Origin of the sequence: Rhodococcus sp. C1, from assembly GCF_020809065.1 — a bacterium.
Classification (GTDB): Bacteria; Actinomycetota; Actinomycetes; order Mycobacteriales; family Mycobacteriaceae; genus Rhodococcus_F; species Rhodococcus_F qingshengii.
In genome coordinates this window covers 4,846,414-4,865,938 of record NZ_CP078080.1, presented here as the reverse complement: position 1 = coordinate 4,865,938, position 19,525 = coordinate 4,846,414, and the positions used below count along the sequence as shown (strand labels likewise).

Below are 19,525 nucleotides of genomic sequence, written 5' to 3'. Positions count from 1 at the left end.
TTGAACATACTGGAGGAAATTCGTGAAGCGTGTAGTCGGACTTGTTGCAGCAGGTGCCTTTTCGCTTGCCCTGGTGACCGGTTGTAGTTCCTCCGACAATTCTTCGTCGGAGACGTCGTCGGCCGCTCCGACCACAACCACTTCCAGTGATAGTGCCACGGGAAGCATCACCGTCTTCGCAGCGGCGTCACTCAAGAACAGCTTCACCGAACTCGGCAAGGAATTCGAGTCCGAGAACCCCGGTTCATCGGTCACATTCAGCTTTGCCGGGTCCTCGGACCTCGTCGCTCAGATCACCCAGGGCGCACCGGCTGACGTGTTCGCCTCGGCTGACGCCGCCAACATGACCAAGGCCACCGACGCCGGCGTCGTCGCGGGGTCGCCCTCGGACTTCGCGAGCAACACCTTGACGATTGTTGTGCCGCCGGGCAATCCGAAGGGCATCGCGTCGTTCGCCGATCTGGCAAAGGAGGGGACGCAACTGGTGATCTGCGCTCCGCAGGTCCCTTGTGGCGCGGCTACGAAGAAGGTCGAGACGGCCACAGGCGAGACCCTCTCGCCCGTCAGCGAAGAATCGTCGGTGACCGACGTTCTCAGCAAGGTGACGTCCGGGCAGGCCGATGCCGGCATCGTTTACGTCACCGACGCGAAGTCCGCTGGTGACAAGGTTCAGACCGTCGCGTTCCCGGAAGCCACCACGGTGGTCAACCTGTACCAGATTGCGGTGCTGAAGGATTCGAAGAATTCGGAAACGGCAACGAAGTTCGTCGATCTCGTGAAGGGCCCCAAGGGCTTGGCAGTTCTGGGTGACGCGGGATTCGCTGCTCCGTGACACGCCTACGACCGTCAGCCCGAGCCCCGCTCGGGTTGCCGGTATGGATTTACCTTCCCGCGCTGATCGGCGGGGCGTTTGTCATCGCGCCCTTGGCGGCGATGCTGGCCACCGTGCAGTGGTCGCAGTTCTGGGAACTCGTGACTTCCGAATCGTCGGTTGCCGCGTTGAAACTGAGTTTGAAGACAGCAGCGATGAGCACGCTGCTGTGCATCCTGTTCGGGGTACCGATGGCCGCGGTGTTGGCGCGCAGTCATTTTCGGGGACTGTCCGTTCTTCGATCCTTGATTCTGCTCCCGCTGGTTCTGCCGCCAGTGGTGGGCGGTATCGCGTTGCTGTACACGTTCGGGCGCAAAGGGTTGATCGGTGAGCAGTTGGAAGTGCTCGGCATCCAGATAGCATTCTCGACAACCGCGGTGGTCCTGGCGCAGACGTTTGTCGCGCTACCGTTCCTCGTCGTCAGCCTCGAAGGTGCGCTACGCACTGCGGGCACACGATACGAGGCCGTAGCCTCGACGCTCGGAGCCCGCCCGACCACCGTGCTTCGCCGGGTGACTTTGCCGCTGGTGCTTCCCGGTCTGGTGTCAGGGGCAGTGCTGGCTTTCGCTCGCGCACTGGGGGAGTTCGGTGCAACGCTGACGTTCGCGGGAAGTCTGCAAGGGGTCACGCGTACCCTGCCGTTGGAAATCTATCTCCAGCGTGAGACCGATCCGGATGCAGCGGTGGCGCTTTCGCTGGTGTTGGTCGTAGTCGCGGTGGTCATCGTGGTTGCGGTGCGTGGACGCGGATCGGCGGGTTCGTTGTGAGTGGCCTCCACGTCGACATCGAGATTCCGGAGCGCGACGTCGTTGCGACGTTCGACGTCGCGGCCGGTGAGGTGACCGCTGTCCTCGGACCGAACGGCGCAGGCAAGTCGACGGTACTGGCGGCGGTTGCCGGACTACATCACCCGCGGCGTGGGTTGATCGAACTGAATTCCCGCGTTCTCACCGATACCGGTAGGGGAGTCGCGTTGGCGCCGCATCGGCGCGGCACTGCTCTACTCGCGCAAGAGGCACTTCTCTTTCCCCACCTCAGTGCGGCCGCGAACGTGGCGTTCGCGCCGCGCAGTGCAGGGCGGTCGCGTCGCGATTCCGCCGACTCCGCGCGCCACTGGCTCGACGCAGTCGACGCCGCCGAATTGGCTGACCGCAAGCCGTCACAGCTCTCCGGCGGTCAAGCGCAACGAGTCGCAGTGGCGAGGGCATTGGCTGCTGAACCCGAACTACTCCTGCTCGACGAACCGATGTCTGCGCTCGACGTCGCCTCCGCCCCGGCATTGCGGTCGTTGCTGCGTAGAGTGCTCCGAACAGGAGATCGCACGGCCGTGCTCGTCACGCACGACGCTCTGGATGCGCTGGCCCTTGCCGACACCGTTGTCGTGCTGGACGGCGGCCGGGTCGTCGAACGTGGTGACGTACGAACAGTTCTGACTCGCCCGCGCAGTGCATTTGCAGCACGCATCGCAGGGATCAACTTGCGCAGCGGCACGATGGCCGGAGACGGAATGCTCAGAAGTCCGGTCGGGGTGGATATCGCGGGCCAGACGGAGACCGACCTACCGGCCGGCAGTGCCGCCGTGGCAGTCTTCGAGCCGCGAGCAGTGTCGGTCTACCTGGATCCGCCTCACGGGAGCCCACGAAACGCGTTTGCGGTCACGATCGCGGAGATCGAAAATCGAGGCGATGTCGTCCGAGTCCGAGCCGAGGACGAAGCCGGCCAGCCGGGCTTGTCTGCCGACATCACGGCGAGCGCAGCGGCCGAGCTCGATCTGGTTCCGGGATCGGCCGCTACGTTTGTGGTCAAGGCCACCGAGACGCTGATCTATGCGCAGGGCGCAGGCTCGTAGACGTCCTCTACGACCGAATCCGCATAGAGGGCTGCAATTTCGGACGCGTACTTCTCGGCTATCGGCTTGCGCCTGAGCTTCATCGTCGGTGTCAGCTCGTCGCCGCCTGGCTCCCAGAACGTGGTGAGTACGTGAAACCGCTTGATCTGCTCGGCCCTCGACAGACGCGAGTTTCCCTCGGCGACAGCAGTTGCAACGATGTCGACGATCCGAGCGTCCTTGGCGAGTACCGCGGCCTCGGCCGCAAGTCCCAGTGAGCGTGCCGCTCCGACCGCGGCGTCGGCGCTGAGAGTGATCAACGCTGTGTTGAACTTTCGGCCGTCTCCGATCGCCACGACCTCACCGATCAACGACGACGACGTCTTCACTGCGGTCTCGATGGCAGCGGGGGACATGTTCTTTCCCGACGCATTGATGATCAGCTCCTTCTTGCGATCGATCACCGTGAGGTATCCGTCTGCGTCGGCCGTGACGATGTCTCCGGTCGAAAGCCAACCGTCTGCACTGATCGCTTCGGCCGTTTTTGCCGGTTCGCCGCGGTACCCCTTCATGACCAACGGTCCTCGAACCAGTAGCTCACCGTCCGCCTCGATGCGCATTTCCATGCCTGGAAGCAACTTTCCGACCGTCCCCAGCTTGGTCGGCTCGGCCGGTGCGGTGCTCGCAATGCATGTCAGCTCGGACATTCCCCAGATCTCCGAGATCGGAACTCCCAGGGCTGCAAAGAATGCCAAGGTGTCCGGCGGAATCGGTGCGGCGCCAGAGATGGCCCACTTCAGTTCGGCAAAACCGAGTTTCGCACGCAGAGCGGAGAGGACCATTGCATCGGCTCGGGCGTAGTCCGCTTCCAGTTCGGCGGGGACTGTTTCACCGGCTCGCAAGTGTGCGAGCCGAGTGCGACCGACGTCGAGTGCCCACTGCAATGCCGCTCGCCGCGCGTCGTCCGGTTCGTTGGCGACGGCCGATTCGACTGCAACCTTCAGCTTTTCCCACACACGGGGGACGCTGCCCCAGATCGTGGGGCGACAGTCCGGAAGCGCACCCGCTACCTGGCTCGGATCCGGCACGACAGTGATCTGGGTGCCGAACACCATTTGCATGTACAGGCAGGTGAGCCGATCGGCGATGTGCGCCGACGGCATGTACGTGGTGATGCGGTCACCGAACTCGACGGGGAGTACAGCACTGACGGCGGTGGTTTCGAACAACAGACAGGCATGAGTCGTCTCGACGCCCTTGGGGTTGCCGGTCGTGCCGGAGGTGTAGATCAACGTGGCTACGTCGTTCGGTTTCACCGCACGCCAGGTGCTCTCGAAATCGAAATCGGCGGCAGCAGAGGACTTGATCTGCTCCAGCGTCAGGGTGCCGGACTGCTGGGCAGACGGTTGCGCGTCGACGACCACGATCGTGTCGAGTGTGGCACCGGATCGGCGAACGGTATCCACGTACTGGGCCTCGCAGACGAGCACTCGCGCACCGGAATTGGCGAGGATGTACTGGATGGCTTCGGGTGCCGACGTGTTGTAGATGGAGAAGGACGTCGCGCCGAGGTGTTGGGCGCCGACGTCGATCGGGTAGAACTCGATGCGGTTACTCATCATCAATGCAACCGTATCGCCATGTCCCACGCCGATTCCGGCCAATCCCGCGGCAACATCGCGAACCTGTTCGCCGTACGCGCGCCACGTCAGTGTTCGCGCATCGCCGATGTCTCGCAAAGCCACCGCGTCGGGCGCCACCGCCGACACTCGCTGGAAGGCTGCACACAACGTAGTCATGATGTTCTCCTGGATGCCTTTGTCAGGGCTGACGCACTCGTCGGGGCCGCAGCGGTGGTTCTGTCTTCGAGTTCGCGGATCAGGTCGTGTGCCTGTTTGTCTTTTGCCAGGTAACCGTCGGCAAGGACATTGATGAATCCGCGTCCCCACGCCCAGGGTTCCCAGGCAGCGGGGGCAAGGGTCCGGGCGGCGCGGCGCGCGATCGCATCGGCGATCACGGTGGCGGCACGGTCCGGGGAGATTCGATGACGGAGGGGACCAGGTAGTCGAGCGTCGAGTTTGCGCCCGATCTCGTCGTCGTCGAGTGTTGCGCGTGCAAGTTGTGTATCCACCATCCCGAAGTACGCGATGCCGGCAGTAGCGCCGTAGCCGGCAACCTCGAGACGCAGCGCCCGGCCGAGCGCTTCGACCCCAGCCTTGCTGATCATGTACGAAGCGCCGCCCAAACCGGGGGCGAACGACGCCGCCGATGACACGACGACGATGTGCCCACTGTTGCGGATCACCTCGTCGATGGTCGGATGCACGGTGTTGAAGACGCCGGTGAGATTGACGTCGAGCACACGATCGAAGGCGTCGGGATCGATCTGGCGCAATGTTGCCGGGGGAGGGGTGATTCCGGCGTTGGCCACCACGACGTCGATTCTGCCCAGCTGCTCGATGATCGTTTGCACGGCTGCGGTCATGCCGTCCCGATCTCGGACATCGGCCGTCACCGTCACGACTCGCTGTGACTCGAATGAGCGCTCGGCCGTTGCCAATGAACTCTCGTTGACGTCGACCAGTGCCACGGTGGCCCCACGCCGGTGGAGAGTGCGCGCCAGCGCTGCACCGATACCGTCGCCTCCACCGGTGATCAGTACGACCTTCCCGGCGACGTCGTAGTCGAGTCGGCGTCCGGGCAGTGGAATGCCCAGATCGCGGACTGTTCCCGCAATTGCGGACAAGCGTCCCGTCATTGCTTCAGTGCCTTCCGTGTAGTGCGCGGATGAGAACCTTGACCAGCCAGTCGATTCGGGCGGTCCTTCGAAACGTCGTCAGTGGTAAGGGCGAACGGAATCGTTGCCGAGTCGTCGAACGAGCGTAGGTGAACTCCTTCAGACCATCTGGGCCGTGAACGCGTCCGAAACCAGATGCTCCGACCCCACCCAGTGGCAGGTTGGGAACCGCGGCATACATCACGTAAGAGTTCACCGACGCTCCTCCGGATCGGAGCCGATCGGCAACAGCCGCTCCGTCCTTGCCGAACACGCTTGCTCCCAATGCGTATGGCGACGCATTGACCAACTCCACCGCCTCGTCCATCGAGGCGACCTTGGTGATCGTCATCGTCGGGCCGAAAGTTTCCTCCGTGACGGCGAGGCTGTCTTCGGGGACGTCGACCATGATGGTCGGTTGCACGTACTGGCCGGAGATCGAGCCGAGCCCTCCGAGAACGACACGTCCACCCCGCGACATCGCGTCGTCGATGTGGCGCCGGATTACAGCCACTTGCGAGGGCATGGTGATCGGACCGATCTTGTCTTCGGCACCCGGACCCGCATGAACTCGGGCAGCCAAAGTGATTGTCTTGTCGATAAACTCGCCGTAGACATGTTCGTGCACGTATACACGCTCGACGCCCAGACAGGTTTGACCGGAGTTGGACAATGCTCCCCACACCGCAGCATCCGCGGCGGCACCGACATTTCCGTCGGCATCAAGGATGAGCGCGTCCTTACCACCACATTCCATCAACACCGGTGTGAGGGTCTCGGCGCACGCTGCCATGACTTTCTTGCCCGTCGCGGTCGATCCGGTGAACCCGATCTTGTCGACACCGGCCAGGCACAGTGCCGCGCCGACCGAACCATCGCCCGTGACGACCTGCAGCACAGGATGTTCAGGGACGACCTCGGCGAAGGCGCGGCCCAACCATTGCCCGACTGCCGGTGCGAACTCACTCGGCTTGTAGACCACGGCGTTGCCTGCAGCCAGCGAGAACGAGAGCGAACCGAGTGGGGTGAAGACCGGATAGTTCCACGGACCGATCACACCGATCACCCCGAGAGGTCGATACTCCACCGAGGCGGCCTGATTGACCGTCAACAAACTGGAGCGGACGCTGCGCCTGCCCAATACCTTTCGGGCATTCTTCGACGCCCACGCGAGATGTTCTAGTGCCATGGCGATTTCGAGCATCGCGTCAGGGTGCGGCTTGCCCATGTCCCGGTGCACGACGTCGGCGAGTTCGGATGCGCGACGAGCGATGATTCCTCGCCACCGATCCAGTCGACGAGCACGTTGCTCGAATGTCAGTTCTGCCCACCACTCGGAAGCAGTACGGGCGTCGCGCACTGCCTGTGTCACCGTGTCGTCGGACGCCTGTGTGGTCGTGTCGATCTCGGTCGCCGTCATCGTGGAGTTCCTTGAAGTGTGTGGTGGACGGCGCCGTCGGCCCAGCCGCGGGTGACGCGTTGGAGGATCGGTCGGGACAGAGTCAGAATGGGGGCGAACCACGGCTGCGCTTGCACAGCGAACGTCCAGGTGAGGCGGCTGCCAGTCGAAGTCGGTTCCAACACCAGATCTTCAGCGAAGCGTTTGAACCCCGGAAGTGACGCCGACTCCACGTAGAACGACATCCGGCGCCCCTCGTCCCAGCGGAAGAATCGCTCGTTCAGTGCAGCAAAAGCGCCGGCTCGCACGGTTCGCGTAGTCCCGACGCCGAATGGTCTGTCCGAGGTCCAGTCGGCTCCGGTGATCCCGTGCGCCCACGACGTGAGCGCTCCGTCCGAGGTCAACGTCTGCCACAAGCTTTCACATGTCGCTTCGGATTCGATCCGGTGAGTGATCACCAGCGGAGCGGAGCGGATGAAGGCTGCGTCGGCCGCAGAAAGAGAGAATTTTCCCTTCACAGGTCCACCACCAAAGACCCACCGGTGGAACGTGATCGACAGGTCAACATCGAACCAGTACGTTCGGATTCGGTGAGGAGGGTGTCTCGATGCTCGACGGTCCCGGAGAGCACCCGGACCTTGCATGTACCGCAGAAGCCCTGTTGGCATGAATACGCTACTCCGGGAAGTACGCGTCGTATTGCAGCCAAGGCGCTTTCGGACTCGCCCACATCGACGGTGAGACCGGTGCGCGCCAGATGCACCGTGAACTCCTTGCCGTCGACTACCGGGAGTGGGGAGAACCTCTCGCTGTGCACCGATCCGGTCGGGTTGGCGGCGAAAGTTGCCGCACGCACCGTGTTCATCAGCGGAACCGGTCCGCACGTGTACACCGCGGCACCGGGATCCGCAGCAGCGACGAGTGTTCCGATATCCGTCGGACCCAGCTCGTCGTCGGGTCGGATGGTTACCCGGCCGCTGGAATACTCCTCGATCTCGTTCAGGAATGGCATAGCTGCCCGAGTTCGTCCGAGATAGTCCAATCGCCACGGGACTCCGCGGCGGTGACAGCGTTGCACCATGGGAAGTATCGGAGTGATCCCGATTCCGCCCGCAACAAAGAGGTACGACGGAGCAGTGACAAAAGGAAATGCATTCCGCGGCCCTCGTACGTCGACAACCATTCCGGGTTTCAGCGACTCGTGTATCTCGCGGGAGCCGCCCCCGCCTTCGTCGATCCGCCGGACGGCGATCCGATACGAGGTCAAGTCGTCGGGGTCTCCGCACAACGAATACTGTCGTTGCCTTCCCGAGGGGAGAATGACGTCTAGGTGAGCGCCGGGAATCCACGACGGCAGGGTGATTCCTTCCCTCGGGGTCAAGGTGACACTCAGGACGTCTGCGCACTCGAACCGGACGGACTTCACGTCCAGCGTCATGTCGAATCCGCTGTAGCGGACCGGGTTGGGACGCGAAAGTATCTGCGCTGCAGGACTTGACGCAAAGATTCGACGGTATGCGCTCGTCGCCTGTGCGGCAATCCTCAACGACCGGGTCGGTGTGAAGTCTTGTGCGTCGTGAGGACGGTCGGCAGTCGTCTTGTTCATCCTTCACTCTTTTCGGAAGAACGATTGGCGGCAGGTGAGCGAGCGAGGTAGCGCATGGCTACGTCCATGTCCCCGATCTGGGACGGATGGAAGCTCGGCCGCAGATACGGAGGAATCTCGGTGATCAGGAATTTCATGTTCGGGACCAGGCCGCGGCGAGTGGCGCTGATCAGTTGCGGAGGCCACAGGCGGCCCTTCGCCTTCGACGGGTCCTGCCGGAAGAGGTAGTTCATCGAGGCGATGAACAACACGAACAACGTGAAGCTGGCGAGCAGCGCCGTGCGAACGCGGCGGGCGTAGCTACCGTCCACGTACATGTAGGCGTCGAAGGCCACGTTGCGGTGCTCGACTTCCTCGGCGCCGTGCCACTTGACCATGTCGAGCATCGTCGGGTGCATGCCGGCATCTTCGAGGGCGGGATCGGTGAGCAGCCATTCCCCGACCACCGCCGTGTAGTGCTCCATCGCGGCAAACAAGCCGAGACGTTCACAGAGCCAGGCGTGCTTGGCTTTTCCGGTCAATCCTTTGTCGCCCAATATCTTGTCCACGAGCCAGTCCATCCGGCGTGACATCGGTTTCATGTCCATGCCGAGGTCCGCAAGATGCTCGCGTGCACCTTTGTGCGACGACGCGTGTGTTGCTTCCTGGCCGACGAATCCCACCACCTCTTCGTGCAGGCGGGGGTCCTCGATGAGCGGGAGCGCTTCGGCGAGCGTTGCGGACATGGCCCGCTCTCCCTCGGGCAACACGAGATGCATGAAGTTGATGACGTGGGTGACCATCGGTTCGTTCGGCACGTAATGCAGTGGTACGCCGTCCCAGTCGAATTCGACGTCACGGGCGGCGATCGCATGTGCTTCGTCGGTGTAGCGGCGCGCGCCGGACGGTGCGACGACGGGTGTGCCTCGGAAGGCGTTGATGCCGAGCATTATCGGCTCCTCACGGTTTCTCGGGCAGTGGTGAGTGATTCGGACGAGACGGGTTGTACTTGCGCGTAGTGAGCGAGGTCGGCTCGTTTGGTCCTGGTGCGGAAGGATCGGTTGAATCCGGGATAGAAGGTGTAATTGCGGCCGCCGTCGACGAGGTAGTAACTACTGCACCCGCCGGCGTTCCACACGCTGGTGGCGAGTCGGCGGTCGGTCGCGCGCACGAACTCTCTCTGCACGTCTGCCCGGACGTCGATACTGCCGATGCCGCCCTCGTCCATTTGAAGAATGCAGCTCACGATGTACTCGACCTGCGCTTCGATCGTGACGACCTGCGAGGTGTAGACCACGGAATTGGGGCCGAGGATCATGAAGAAGTTCGGAAACCCGCTGATGGTGGTGCCGAGGAAGGCCTCGGCACTGCCGTTCCACGTCTGCGCGAGGCTGCGGCCGTCCTTGCCCCGGATGATGTCGAACGACGGGTTGTCTCCCATACGAAAGCCGGTTCCCATGACTATGGTGTCGACTTCCCGGAAGGCGCCGTCCGCGGTGAGGACTCCGCGCTCCTGCACCTCGACGATTCCGTCCGTCACCACCTCCACATTGGGTGACGCCAGCGCGGGATAGTAGGTGTTCGAGAACGTCGGACGCTTGCATCCGAATGCGTAGTGGGGGAGCAGCTTTGCGCGAAGCTCCGGGTCCCGCACCTGCCGGCGAAGGTGTGCTCGGCCGAGTGCGGCCAGCCCTTTGAGCAGTGACGGCTTGTACACGAATCCGGGTACCAGGGCTTCTTGGAGCAGGTCAAGTCCCTTGCGTGCCAGTCGTTGGGTGAGCGGCACCCGCTCGAAGAGAGCGCTCGGCCAGCCGGTCATCGGCTGATCCGGGTGCGGCAGGATCCACGTCGGTGTCCGCTGGAACACGGTCAACGTGTCCGCGAGCGGTTGCAGTCTGGGGATGATCTGCACCGCAGAGGCGCCGGTGCCGACCACGGCTATCCGCTCACCGCGAAGGTCGTGGTCGTGGTTCCAGTCCGCGGTGTGGAACATCTGACCACGAAACGATTCGAGCCCGGGAAGGTCGGGTGTGGCGGGGGCACTGAACGGGCCGGTGGCCGCGACCAGGAACTGTGCCTCCCACATGGTTTCCGCAGTGTGTACCCGCCAGATCTGGGCTTGCTCGTCCCACGAAGCTTCTGTCACGTCCTGGTTGCAGTGGAAATGACCGGCCAGTCCGAAGCGATGGACGCAATCCCGGAGATAGTCGTAGATCTCGGGCTGTAGCGGATACAGCCGCGTCCAGTTCGGATTTGGCGCAAACGAGAACGAGTACAGAATCGACGGGATGTCGCACTGTGCACCGGGGTAGGTATTGACCTGCCAGGTTCCCCCGGGCTCCGCGGCACGTTCCAGAACGACGAAGTCGTCGATCCCGGACTGCTTCAAGCGGACAGCCGTTCCGATGCCGCCGAAACCGGCTCCGATGACGACGACTCGTGTTCGGCGAGTTCGAGTTTCCTCGTCACCGGCCGATGGCCCCGAGGTTGGGTCGATGTCGACCATGTGTGACGCCTCCTGATTGGTGCGTGAACAACTGAACGAAGAGTAAGTCTGACATCAAGTGATGTCAACAGCGGTTGATGTCAGAATTCAACTGATTGACATCGGGCGATGTCAGTTCGCTTGCGGAGGTCGCCGCGATAACCTGAGGTCGAGAGCGCTGCCGGTCAGTGAGAACATGGGGACATGACGGATACCGAGGCTCGGCGCACCGGCCCGCGCAGGTGGCGTGGGCAGGAACCGGAAGATCGCCGCGCCGCGCGCCGGACACAGCTGATCGAAGCCGGGTTGCAGATCATGGGTACCGAGGGAGCGGCCGCCGCGACCATGCGTGCGACCTGCCGCGAGGCCGCGCTGACCGAACGGTACTTCTACGAGAGCTTCGCCAACCGTGACGAACTGCTGGTCGCCGTGCTCGACGAGGTCGTTCTCGGTGCGCGTGACACTATTCTGGACGCTCTCGAGGCGGCGCCTTCCGAACCGTCGGCCCTGATCCGCCACGTGGTGAAGGCCTTCACCAACTACGTATTCAAAGATCCTCGACGTGGACGCATCATGTTCGTCGAATCCCAGGCGGAACCTGCGCTGTGGGATCGAGGGCGAGAATTGATGGCGGAGTTCACGAATCCGATTTCCGCGTCGCTCGAGCTGATGTACGGCGGCGAGGCAACCGACTCCGCGAACTCCGAACTCAATTCGGTGGGGCTGTTCGGTGCCCTCGCGTTCATCTATCAGGCGCACACCCCGTCCTCCAAGATCTCTCGAAAGCGTTTGGTGGAGCACATTTCGCTCATGGTCGAGGCGCAGGCGACGGTCAACAGCACGCCCGCGAGAAAAGAATGACGTCCGCGTCGGCCACAGGCGGAAGGCGTCTCGGTCCCGAAGACCGGCGTGAGCAGATCATTGTCAGCGCGGCAAAGGTTTTCGAGGAGAAGTCTTTTGCCGACGTCTCGATGACCGAGTTGGCCAAGGCGGCTGGGGTCGGACGTCCGCTGCTCAATCATTACTTCGGCTCCAAGCGGGAGTTGTATCTCGACGTCGTGCGGCGGTTCGTCTTCATTCCCGAAGTGGCGGTGGACCGCATTCCGCGATCGGCGAGCCAGGAGAAGCGGATCGGCGCCGTGATCGATCGGTGGCTCGACGTCGCCTGGCGTCATCGCGACATGTGGATCTCGACAGTCATGTCCGACGACCTCCGCCGTGATCCCGAGATGGATCGGATCCTGCAGGATGCTGACGACGTTGCTGCGCGACGCATGATGGATGCGCTCGAGATTCGACCGAGTGAAGGCAGCGAGGCTGCTGTTCATTCGATGATCGTGGCGTACGGAGGCTTGGCGAAGGCTGCCAGTAAGCAGTGGTTGGTGACGGGAGCGCTCGACCGCGAACAGGTGCACCTTCTGCTGGTACGCAGTTTGCTCGCCATCGTGCGTGACGTTCTGCCGGCGTGCGAGGCGGATTCCTGATTGCTCAGAGTGATCTCGCCACGAGGTCCTTCATGACTTCGTTCGATCCGGCGTAGATTCGCTGAATACGAGCGTCGGCATACATCTGAGCGATGGGATATTCGAGTATGTAGCCGTACCCGCCGTGTAGTTGCACGCAGCGGTCGATCACGGCGCACTGCTGATCGGTGAGCCAGTACTTGGCCATCGCGGCGGTAGTCGCATCGAGCTGCCCGGCAAGGTATTTGACGATGCAGTCGTCGATGAACGTTCGTGAGATACGAGCGATGGACGCGCACTCGGCAAGTTCGAAGCGCGTGTTCTGCAGATCGAAGAGCTTTTGCCCGAACATGTTTCGGGATTTGGTGTACTCGACGGTGAGGGCGACTGCACGCTCCATTGCCGCAGTGGCTGCAACTCCGCAGATCAATCGTTCGGGCAGTAGCTGCTGCATCAGCTGGGCAAACCCTGTGCCTTCGCGGTCCCCGAGCAGGTTTGTTGCAGGCACCCGCAAGCGGTCGAAGAACAGCTCGGTGGTGTCCTGGCCCTTCTGTCCGACCTTCTCGAGTATTCGCCCGCGCTCGAAACCCGGTGTGTTGTCATCGACCTCGGCCACGATGAGCGACACTCCACGCGCTCCGAGGCTGGGATCGGTCTTGGCGGCAATGATCACCAGATCACAATTGCGACCGTTGGAGATGAAGGTCTTTGCGCCGCTGATCAGATAGTCGTCACCGTCGCGGACGGCTCGGGTGGTGATGTTCTGCAAGTCGGATCCGGTGCCGGGCTCGGTCATGGCGATTGCGCCCACCCACTCGCCACTCACCAGCTTCGGTAGCCAGCGCAGTTTGTGCTCGTGATCGGCGTAGGCATTGAGGTAGTGCGGCACGATTCCCGAGTGCACGCCGAGTTGGAGTGAATGATCACCCGCCATGACCTGCTCGTGGAACAGCACGGCGTCGTGCGCGAAAGTTCCTCCTCCGCCGCCGTACTCGGTGGGGATCGACATGCCGGCGAGCCCGAGCGCCCCGAGTTCTCGATATGCGGATTTGTCGGGAAAACCTTGGGACGCGAAGCGTTTCTGATGCGGTGTGACGTGTTTGGCGAAGAAGTTCCTTGCCAGGTCGGCCACGGCCTCCAATTCGTCGTCCATCCACGGGGACCGTCGTTCTGCGGTCCGGGTTGCGGTAGATCCTTGCGTCATCGTGATTCTCCCGATCGATGAAGTGCGACCCGCGAGCGGATCCGACTCCACCTATCATCCACACTGTTGACATAGTGTCAATAAAGGGGTGGTCGAATCGACCTCCGGACCCGCCTCGAATTCCACGTCGGCCGCCCGCAAGAATGGGAGGACACAGACACGAACAGGCCGGCGCGAAGGATGGGCAGTGGACCCCGAAGAAACATCAGCGGGTCACGAGTCCAACCTCCCGGCTCCGCGGCCGGCGCGCAGCGTCCTGTTCGGATTGCCGCCGGTGGGAAACAGGTACCCCGGAGCGGTTCGCGTCGCCCTAGCCCTGGCGATTCCGGCGGCCATCGCCACACTGCTCGGATTCGGGTCTGCTTCGCTCCTGGTCGGCCTCGGTGCATTTGCATCGATCTACGGTGAGGGTCGTCCGTACCGGAGCAGGTGGAAGGCAGTCGGTATCGCTGCGACGGCGCTGACGATCCTGTCCTTCGTCGGGGCATCGGTGGGTGAGCCCGTCCACCGAGCCATCGCTGAGGGAGCGCCGACGGTGCTGCTGGTCTTTGTCGTGCTGATCATGGCCGTCGTGGTGTCGACCTGCGCCTTCACCGTCGACGCGCTTCGATTGGGTCCACCGGGCGCGTTCTTTCTGTTGCTCACCACCGAGATCAGTTCCGTGATCGCCACTCCCGGTCAGCCGCCGGTCGAGGTCGCGATGTGGACGGCAATCGGTGGGATCAGCGCGGTGGTCGTCTCGATGACGGGAATCCTGTGGGCACCGAGAGCTGTCGAACGCAGCGCTGTACAGGCAGCCGTCTCGGCCGTTGCGGAGTACACGGACGCTCAGGCGAGGTACGCCCCACCCGAACTCACGCGAGACAAACGCCACGCTGCAGCACTTCGGCTGCACGACGCGTGGCAGTGCCTTTACCGCGGCGCAATCGTCGGGAAAGACCACCCGTTGACCCGTGAACTCGAACGAGCGCAGATCTCGATGGCCAGAGCGATCTCCGACGACCACGATCCGGAGCTCATGGCGGACCCCGCGTTCGACGTCGACGAGGTCGGGGCCCACCCGCCTCTGCCCGACCCGACGATCCGATATCGGTTCCTCCGCGCCTGCAATCCGTCCAGCCGAGCGTCGGTGACGGCACTTCGGCTGTCCATTGCCTGTATGGCGGCGGGAACCCTCACCGTCCTGCTCGGCATCGATCGCCCGGACTGGGCGGTGATCGCCGCGGCGATGGTCCTTCATCAAGGACCGGATCGAATACTGGGCACCTATCGCGGAATCCACCGCATCGGCGGAACCGTCCTCGGGTTGATTCTGTTGGGTGCCATCTACTCCTGGAGTCCGACCGGTCTGTGGTTGGTGGCGGTACTTGCAGTCCTGATGGCGGGGATCGAGCTGTTCCTGGTGCGGAATTACGGGATAGCCGTCATCTTCATCACCGCCCTCGCGATTCTCCTCGGCGCGGCCGGTGGTGCGCACGGGACCGTCCGACATCTGATCCTCAGCCGCATGCTCGAGACGGCAATCGGCGTCGTCGTGGCGTTGGTGGTCCTGTGGACGGTGGGGCGCGGTGCGCATCGACGCACTCTGATCTGGGTCGACGAACGGGCGGGTAGCGTCCTGTTCAAGCTGCTGACCGAAATTCGCGCGAGGCACTATGCACCACAGGCGAATTGGTCGGAGCTTTCGGAGCTTCGTCGGGACCTGGACTTCGAACTGCGAGGTAGCGCGATGGCCGGGATCGACGCCGCCCACAACGAACCCGAGTGGGCGTCGCAGCAGTGGACGACGCACACCGAATTGCATCATCTGGGATCGGATGTACTGCACCGACTGTGGTTCGGCACGCAGGTGTCCAGATCACACCTCGAGGAATGGGAGTCTCGCTACTTGCGTTCGGGTTCGGTGTGATCGAGCATCGGCACAGCGCTGAACTTGGCTGGATTCGCAATGTCGTAGGCTGCGCACACAACTCCGTCGCGGACAGTGAAGCCGGCAACGCGAGCGGCGAACTGCGGGTACTGGTCGTCCCCCGGTGAGCCGGCGAATACACCGCCGAGCTGTCCGTTGACGAGAACCGGTGACATCGAGAACACCGCTGCCGGTCCGTACTTGCGGGCCAATCCCAGATAGAACCGCGCGACACGATCGCTGCCGCGCACAATGTTGACGGCCGTGCGGGTAGTTCCGCCTGCGTCACCGATCAGGACGGCATCGGGATCGAGTGCATCGATCACGGCGTTCAGATCTCCACTCGCGATAGCCGTCACCAATCGCTCGACGGCAGCAGCATGCTCCTCGCTACTGACCGGGACCGGCGCCGACGCTGCGGCTTTACGGGCCCGCGAGGCCAACTGACGGGCAGTGGCTACTTCGATGTCGAGGATGCGCGCAACCTCGGCGAAGGGCACGTCGAAGCCGTCATGCAGGACGAAGGCAACGCGTTGAGCGGGAGTAAGGGTGTCCAGGACGACGAGGGCAGCAAAACGATTCTGTTCCTGCGTCACGACGTACTCCAGCGGATCGGGTGTCGCTGAGGGTGTGCCCGAGGTGGCGTCGACGGGCGTGACGATCGGCTCCGGAAGCCACTGTCCGACATAGCTTTCTCTTCTGACCGCGGCCGATTTGAGATGATCGAGGCAGATCCGACCGACAACAGTGGTGAGCCATCCGCGCAGCTCGCGGATCTCGAGGTCGCTTCCTTGTCTCGATTGTGCGACTTGCAAGCGTATCCATGCCTCCTGCACCGCATCCTGAGCGTCGCTGAAACTTCCGGTGAGACGGTAGGCCACCGACGTCAGGTGGCCACGGTGTTGCTCGAAGTCCTGCGCAGTCGTCGGCGAAAGCATGCCCTCATGATACGGACCTCACACATTAAATCCGGCATGAATGTAACCGTTGACCCAGGTAGTGGGTGCCGACGTATGGTTTCGGCACTGCTCACGGCTCGATCCTGTCTGCACATTCATTGGAGTCTCACGTGTTTCGGTCTTTCCCGCTCATGTCGCTCAACTGTTGTCGTTGAACTGACATTCCCCACACCTGCCTGTGCCGAGCGCCGCACACGGCGCTCCGGACAGGTGTAGCCGAGAACTGAACCAATCATCTTCTACAGGAAGCAACTTCATGATTCGCCCTCGTTTCGCGCGCTCGGTAGCCGCGGTCGTCGCTCTTGTCACTCTGTCCAGTTTTGCCGTTGCCTGCTCGGGCTCCTCCGACGAAGTGGTCAAGACCGCCGACGGCAAGACCGTCCTGCGGTACGAGGGCAGCACCGGACAGGTCATCTACCCCGAACTGGCCGCTGACCTCGGCTACTTCAACGACGTGGAGCTCAACTGGATCGGCGATACGACCAGCGGCCCTCAGAGCATTCAGAACGCAGCGACCGGTCAAACCGAGTTCGGGGGAGCGTTCAACGGTGCGGTGGTGAAGTTGGCTTCCGCGGGTTCACCGATCACCTCGGTCATCGGGTACTACGGCTCGGACAAGGAGAGCTTCAACGGTTACTACGTTCTCGACGACAGTCCGATCAAATCGGCGAAGGACCTGATCGGCAAGAAGGTCGGGATGAACACCCTCGGTGCGCACCACGAGTTCGTCGTGCGTGAATGGCTTGCGCGGGAGGGGCTTACACCGGACGAGATCAAGCAGGTGGAACTGATCGTCGTTCCGCCGGTCAACACGGAACAAGCGTTGCGGCAGGGACAGATCGACGTCGCCACCCTCGGCTCGGTCTTCCGTGACTCCGCGCTAGAACGTGGTGGCCTTCGTGAGCTGTTCACGGACGAATCGTTGTTCGGCTCGTTCACCTACGGCACGTTGGTGTTCCGTGACGACTACATCGCGCAGAACAAGGAGGCGGTCGCCGATTTCGTGCAGGGAACAGCGAGGGCCATCCGCTGGACGCAGACACACCCACGAGAAGAAGTGGTCGCGAAGCTGACGTCGATCATCAACAGCCGCGGACGCAACGAGGACACCAAGCTCATCAGCTACTGGAAGAGCCCGGGGGTCGCCGGTCCAGGCGGAACGATCACCGATGCCGAGATCAGCACGTGGATCGACTGGCTCACCCGTAACGGCGAACTCGAAGAAGGAAAGTTGAAGCCGTCGGACATCTACACGAACGAATTCAACCCGTACGCCAACGGAACGTATTCACCCGACAGCGGCGCTGACGGACAGGCACTGGAGGCAGCAAAATGAGCACAGAACCGAAACTACGGCTCGAGCACGTCACCAAACAGTTCGACATTCGTGGGACCGACGAAGTTTTCACCGCGGTCGAGGACATCAACATCGACGTGGCGCCGGGGGAGTTCCTGGTCCTCGTCGGGCCGAGTGGTTGCGGCAAGTCGACTCTGCTGGACCTCCTCGGAGGACTCAGTTCGCCCACTTCCGGTCGAATCCTTCTGGACGGCAAGCAGATCACGGGCCCAGGCTTGGATCGGGGAATCGTCTTCCAGCAATACGCGCTGCTTCCATGGCGAACTGCACGTCACAACATCGAGTTCGGACTCGAAGCGAAGGGCGTGAAGAAGAGCGAGCGACGCGAGCTCGCCGAGCATTACCTCGAACTGGTCGGTCTGCAAGGTTTCGCGGATCGCTATCCGCACGAGTTGTCCGGTGGAATGAAGCAGCGAGTCGCGATCGCCCGCAGCCTGGCATTCGACCCCGAAGTGTTGCTGATGGACGAACCATTTGCTGCGCTGGACGCACAGACGCGAGAGTCGCTGCAGGACGAGCTTCTGCGCATCTGGAAGGCCACCGGCAAGACGATCCTGTTCATCACCCACGGAATCGACGAGGCCATCTACCTCGGGCAACGTGTTGCAGTACTGACTTCGCGGCCGGGGCGCGTCAAGACGATCGTCGACATCGACATCGACCGGTCCGGCGACGACGTGCGATCAGGTGAGGAGTTCCGAGTGTTCCGGCACCGGATCTGGACGCTGCTGCACGGTGAAGTCGAGCGCGCTCGGGCCGGCGAACTCGATCCTGCCAAGGAGGTTGCACATGTCTAGCGCATTGGCGACGCCGGAGGTGGTCGCCACCCCGAAACCGTTGGCCGACATAACACCTGACATTGCGCAGCGGAGCCAGGCCGGCGGCAAGGCGGCGCGCTACATTCGTTCCACCGCCTGGCGGATTGCCAAGCCGTCGATTGCGATCGCGATCTTCCTCGGGATCTGGGAAGCGGCACCTCGGCTCGGGCTGGTGGACAAGGTCTTCCTCCCGCCCTTCACCGAAGTTGTGTCCGCATTCTTCACTCTCGCCGAGAACGGACAATTGCAAGAGCATGTTTCGGCCAGTCTGACGCGTGCGCTGACCGGATTCCTCGTGGCCATCGCGATCGCGATTCCGTTGGGAATCGCGATCGCCTGGTACCGCCCGGTCTCCGACTTCCTCAACCCGATTCTCGAATTGTTCCGCAACACAGCAGCCTTGGCTCTGCTTCCCGTCTTCGTGCTGATTCTCGGAATCGGTGAGGAATCGAAGATCGCCCTGGTGATCTACGCCTGCACCTTCCCGATTCTGCTCAACACGATCTCCGGTGTGCGAACAGTGGACCCCCTGCTGATCAAGTCCGCTGCCTCGCTGGGGTTCTCCTCGATTCGGCTGTTCCAGAAGGTGGTTCTGCCCGCCGCTGTTCCCACGATCTTCACGGGTATCCGCATGGCAGCCGCGTCGTCGATTCTCGTGCTGATCGCCGCCGAAATGGTCGGGGCCAAAGCCGGTCTCGGGTATCTGATCACCGCTTCACAACTCAACTTCCAGATCCCGAACATGTACGCGGGCATCGTCGCGATCTCGTTGTTGGGTCTGACAATCAACGCGATTCTGGTCCTGATCGAACGTCGGCTCTCGCGCTGGCGCGTCACCACCTGACCACACATTCACGGAAAGATTCTGCGA

Annotated in this window: 18 protein-coding genes; 9 read left to right on the top strand and 9 right to left on the bottom strand. The window is 62.6% G+C overall.

What is annotated here, in order from left to right; genetic code table 11:
- The first annotated feature begins 22 nt into the window (after positions 1–22).
- From modA to KTR60_RS22260, 3 genes are read left to right on the top strand one after another with little or no spacing between them, the layout of a single operon-like run.
- Complete coding sequence (gene modA, locus KTR60_RS22270; protein WP_073512658.1) at positions 23–832, top strand: molybdate ABC transporter substrate-binding protein; 810 nt, start codon at positions 23–25, stop codon at positions 830–832.
- Positions 829–1,638 (top strand): ABC transporter permease, encoded by an 810-nt coding sequence (locus KTR60_RS22265; RefSeq protein WP_007733547.1) that lies wholly within the window; start codon positions 829–831, stop codon positions 1,636–1,638. The genes modA and KTR60_RS22265 overlap by 4 nt, the downstream gene beginning before the upstream one ends.
- Entirely contained in the window at positions 1,635–2,720 is a 1,086-nt protein-coding gene (locus KTR60_RS22260; protein WP_007733546.1) for a sulfate/molybdate ABC transporter ATP-binding protein, read from the top strand. Before KTR60_RS22265 ends, KTR60_RS22260 begins: the two co-directional genes overlap by 4 nt.
- On the opposite strand, the gene fadD11 is transcribed toward KTR60_RS22260, so the two are convergent.
- Genes fadD11 through KTR60_RS22225 form a run of 7 tightly spaced genes read right to left on the bottom strand, consistent with a single transcriptional unit; the run spans position 2,696 to position 10,965 of the window.
- A complete protein-coding gene (gene fadD11 / locus KTR60_RS22255) occupies positions 2,696–4,498 on the bottom strand; it encodes a fatty acid--CoA ligase FadD11 (protein WP_228401269.1) in 1,803 nt (600 codons plus the stop codon). The two genes, KTR60_RS22260 and fadD11, sit on opposite strands and share 25 nt — an antisense overlap.
- Positions 4,495–5,457, bottom strand: coding sequence for an SDR family oxidoreductase (locus tag KTR60_RS22250; RefSeq protein WP_073512660.1), 963 nt, complete (start codon positions 5,455–5,457; stop codon positions 4,495–4,497). The genes fadD11 and KTR60_RS22250 overlap by 4 nt, the downstream gene beginning before the upstream one ends.
- 4 nt (positions 5,458–5,461) lie before the next feature.
- Positions 5,462–6,895: an aldehyde dehydrogenase family protein gene (locus KTR60_RS22245; protein WP_047270965.1), complete on the bottom strand. Its 1,434-nt coding sequence runs from the start codon at positions 6,893–6,895 to the stop codon at positions 5,462–5,464.
- The gene (locus KTR60_RS22240) at positions 6,892–7,392 is read right to left on the bottom strand and encodes an SRPBCC family protein (RefSeq protein WP_007733538.1); all 501 of its coding nucleotides are present in this window, start codon (positions 7,390–7,392) and stop codon (positions 6,892–6,894) included. The genes KTR60_RS22245 and KTR60_RS22240 overlap by 4 nt, the downstream gene beginning before the upstream one ends.
- Entirely contained in the window at positions 7,389–8,480 is a 1,092-nt protein-coding gene (locus tag KTR60_RS22235; RefSeq protein WP_007733536.1) for a PDR/VanB family oxidoreductase, read from the bottom strand. Before KTR60_RS22235 ends, KTR60_RS22240 begins: the two co-directional genes overlap by 4 nt.
- Positions 8,477–9,409, bottom strand: coding sequence for a metal-dependent hydrolase (locus KTR60_RS22230; RefSeq protein ID WP_228401268.1), 933 nt, complete (start codon positions 9,407–9,409; stop codon positions 8,477–8,479). The genes KTR60_RS22235 and KTR60_RS22230 overlap by 4 nt, the downstream gene beginning before the upstream one ends.
- Complete coding sequence (locus KTR60_RS22225; protein ID WP_064073971.1) at positions 9,409–10,965, bottom strand: flavin-containing monooxygenase; 1,557 nt, start codon at positions 10,963–10,965, stop codon at positions 9,409–9,411. The genes KTR60_RS22230 and KTR60_RS22225 overlap by 1 nt, the downstream gene beginning before the upstream one ends.
- A gap of 183 nt (positions 10,966–11,148) precedes the next feature.
- Between KTR60_RS22225 and KTR60_RS22220 the strand changes: the two genes are divergently transcribed.
- Both KTR60_RS22220 and KTR60_RS22215 read left to right on the top strand, forming a co-directional pair.
- Positions 11,149–11,805: a TetR/AcrR family transcriptional regulator gene (locus tag KTR60_RS22220; protein WP_007733534.1), complete on the top strand. Its 657-nt coding sequence runs from the start codon at positions 11,149–11,151 to the stop codon at positions 11,803–11,805.
- Positions 11,802–12,428 (top strand): TetR/AcrR family transcriptional regulator, encoded by a 627-nt coding sequence (locus KTR60_RS22215; protein WP_030535343.1) that lies wholly within the window; start codon positions 11,802–11,804, stop codon positions 12,426–12,428. The genes KTR60_RS22220 and KTR60_RS22215 overlap by 4 nt, the downstream gene beginning before the upstream one ends.
- Before the next feature lie 4 nt (positions 12,429–12,432).
- Here KTR60_RS22215 and KTR60_RS22210 read toward each other — a convergent pair whose 3' ends face one another.
- A complete protein-coding gene (locus KTR60_RS22210; RefSeq protein WP_047271188.1) occupies positions 12,433–13,611 on the bottom strand; it encodes an acyl-CoA dehydrogenase family protein in 1,179 nt (392 codons plus the stop codon).
- Positions 13,612–13,798: 187 nt separating this feature from the next.
- Here KTR60_RS22210 and KTR60_RS22205 point away from each other — a divergent pair, with 187 nt between their 5' ends.
- A complete protein-coding gene (locus KTR60_RS22205; protein ID WP_228401267.1) occupies positions 13,799–15,520 on the top strand; it encodes an FUSC family protein in 1,722 nt (573 codons plus the stop codon).
- On the opposite strand, the gene KTR60_RS22200 is transcribed toward KTR60_RS22205, so the two are convergent.
- Positions 15,496–16,458, bottom strand: a complete 963-nt coding sequence (locus tag KTR60_RS22200) for a sigma-70 family RNA polymerase sigma factor (RefSeq protein ID WP_065351294.1) — start codon at positions 16,456–16,458, stop codon at positions 15,496–15,498. The genes KTR60_RS22205 and KTR60_RS22200 overlap by 25 nt on opposite strands.
- A gap of 277 nt (positions 16,459–16,735) precedes the next feature.
- Here KTR60_RS22200 and KTR60_RS22195 point away from each other — a divergent pair, with 277 nt between their 5' ends.
- Genes KTR60_RS22195 through KTR60_RS22185 form a run of 3 tightly spaced genes read left to right on the top strand, consistent with a single transcriptional unit; the run spans position 16,736 to position 19,498 of the window.
- Positions 16,736–17,815, top strand: coding sequence for an ABC transporter substrate-binding protein (locus KTR60_RS22195; RefSeq protein ID WP_047270959.1), 1,080 nt, complete (start codon positions 16,736–16,738; stop codon positions 17,813–17,815).
- On the top strand, positions 17,812–18,633 hold the full coding sequence (locus tag KTR60_RS22190) for an ABC transporter ATP-binding protein (RefSeq protein WP_003940477.1): 822 nt from the start codon (positions 17,812–17,814) through the stop codon (positions 18,631–18,633). The genes KTR60_RS22195 and KTR60_RS22190 overlap by 4 nt, the downstream gene beginning before the upstream one ends.
- The gene (locus KTR60_RS22185; RefSeq protein ID WP_065351293.1) at positions 18,626–19,498 is read left to right on the top strand and encodes an ABC transporter permease; all 873 of its coding nucleotides are present in this window, start codon (positions 18,626–18,628) and stop codon (positions 19,496–19,498) included. The genes KTR60_RS22190 and KTR60_RS22185 overlap by 8 nt, the downstream gene beginning before the upstream one ends.
- Positions 19,499–19,525: the final 27 nt, after the last annotated feature.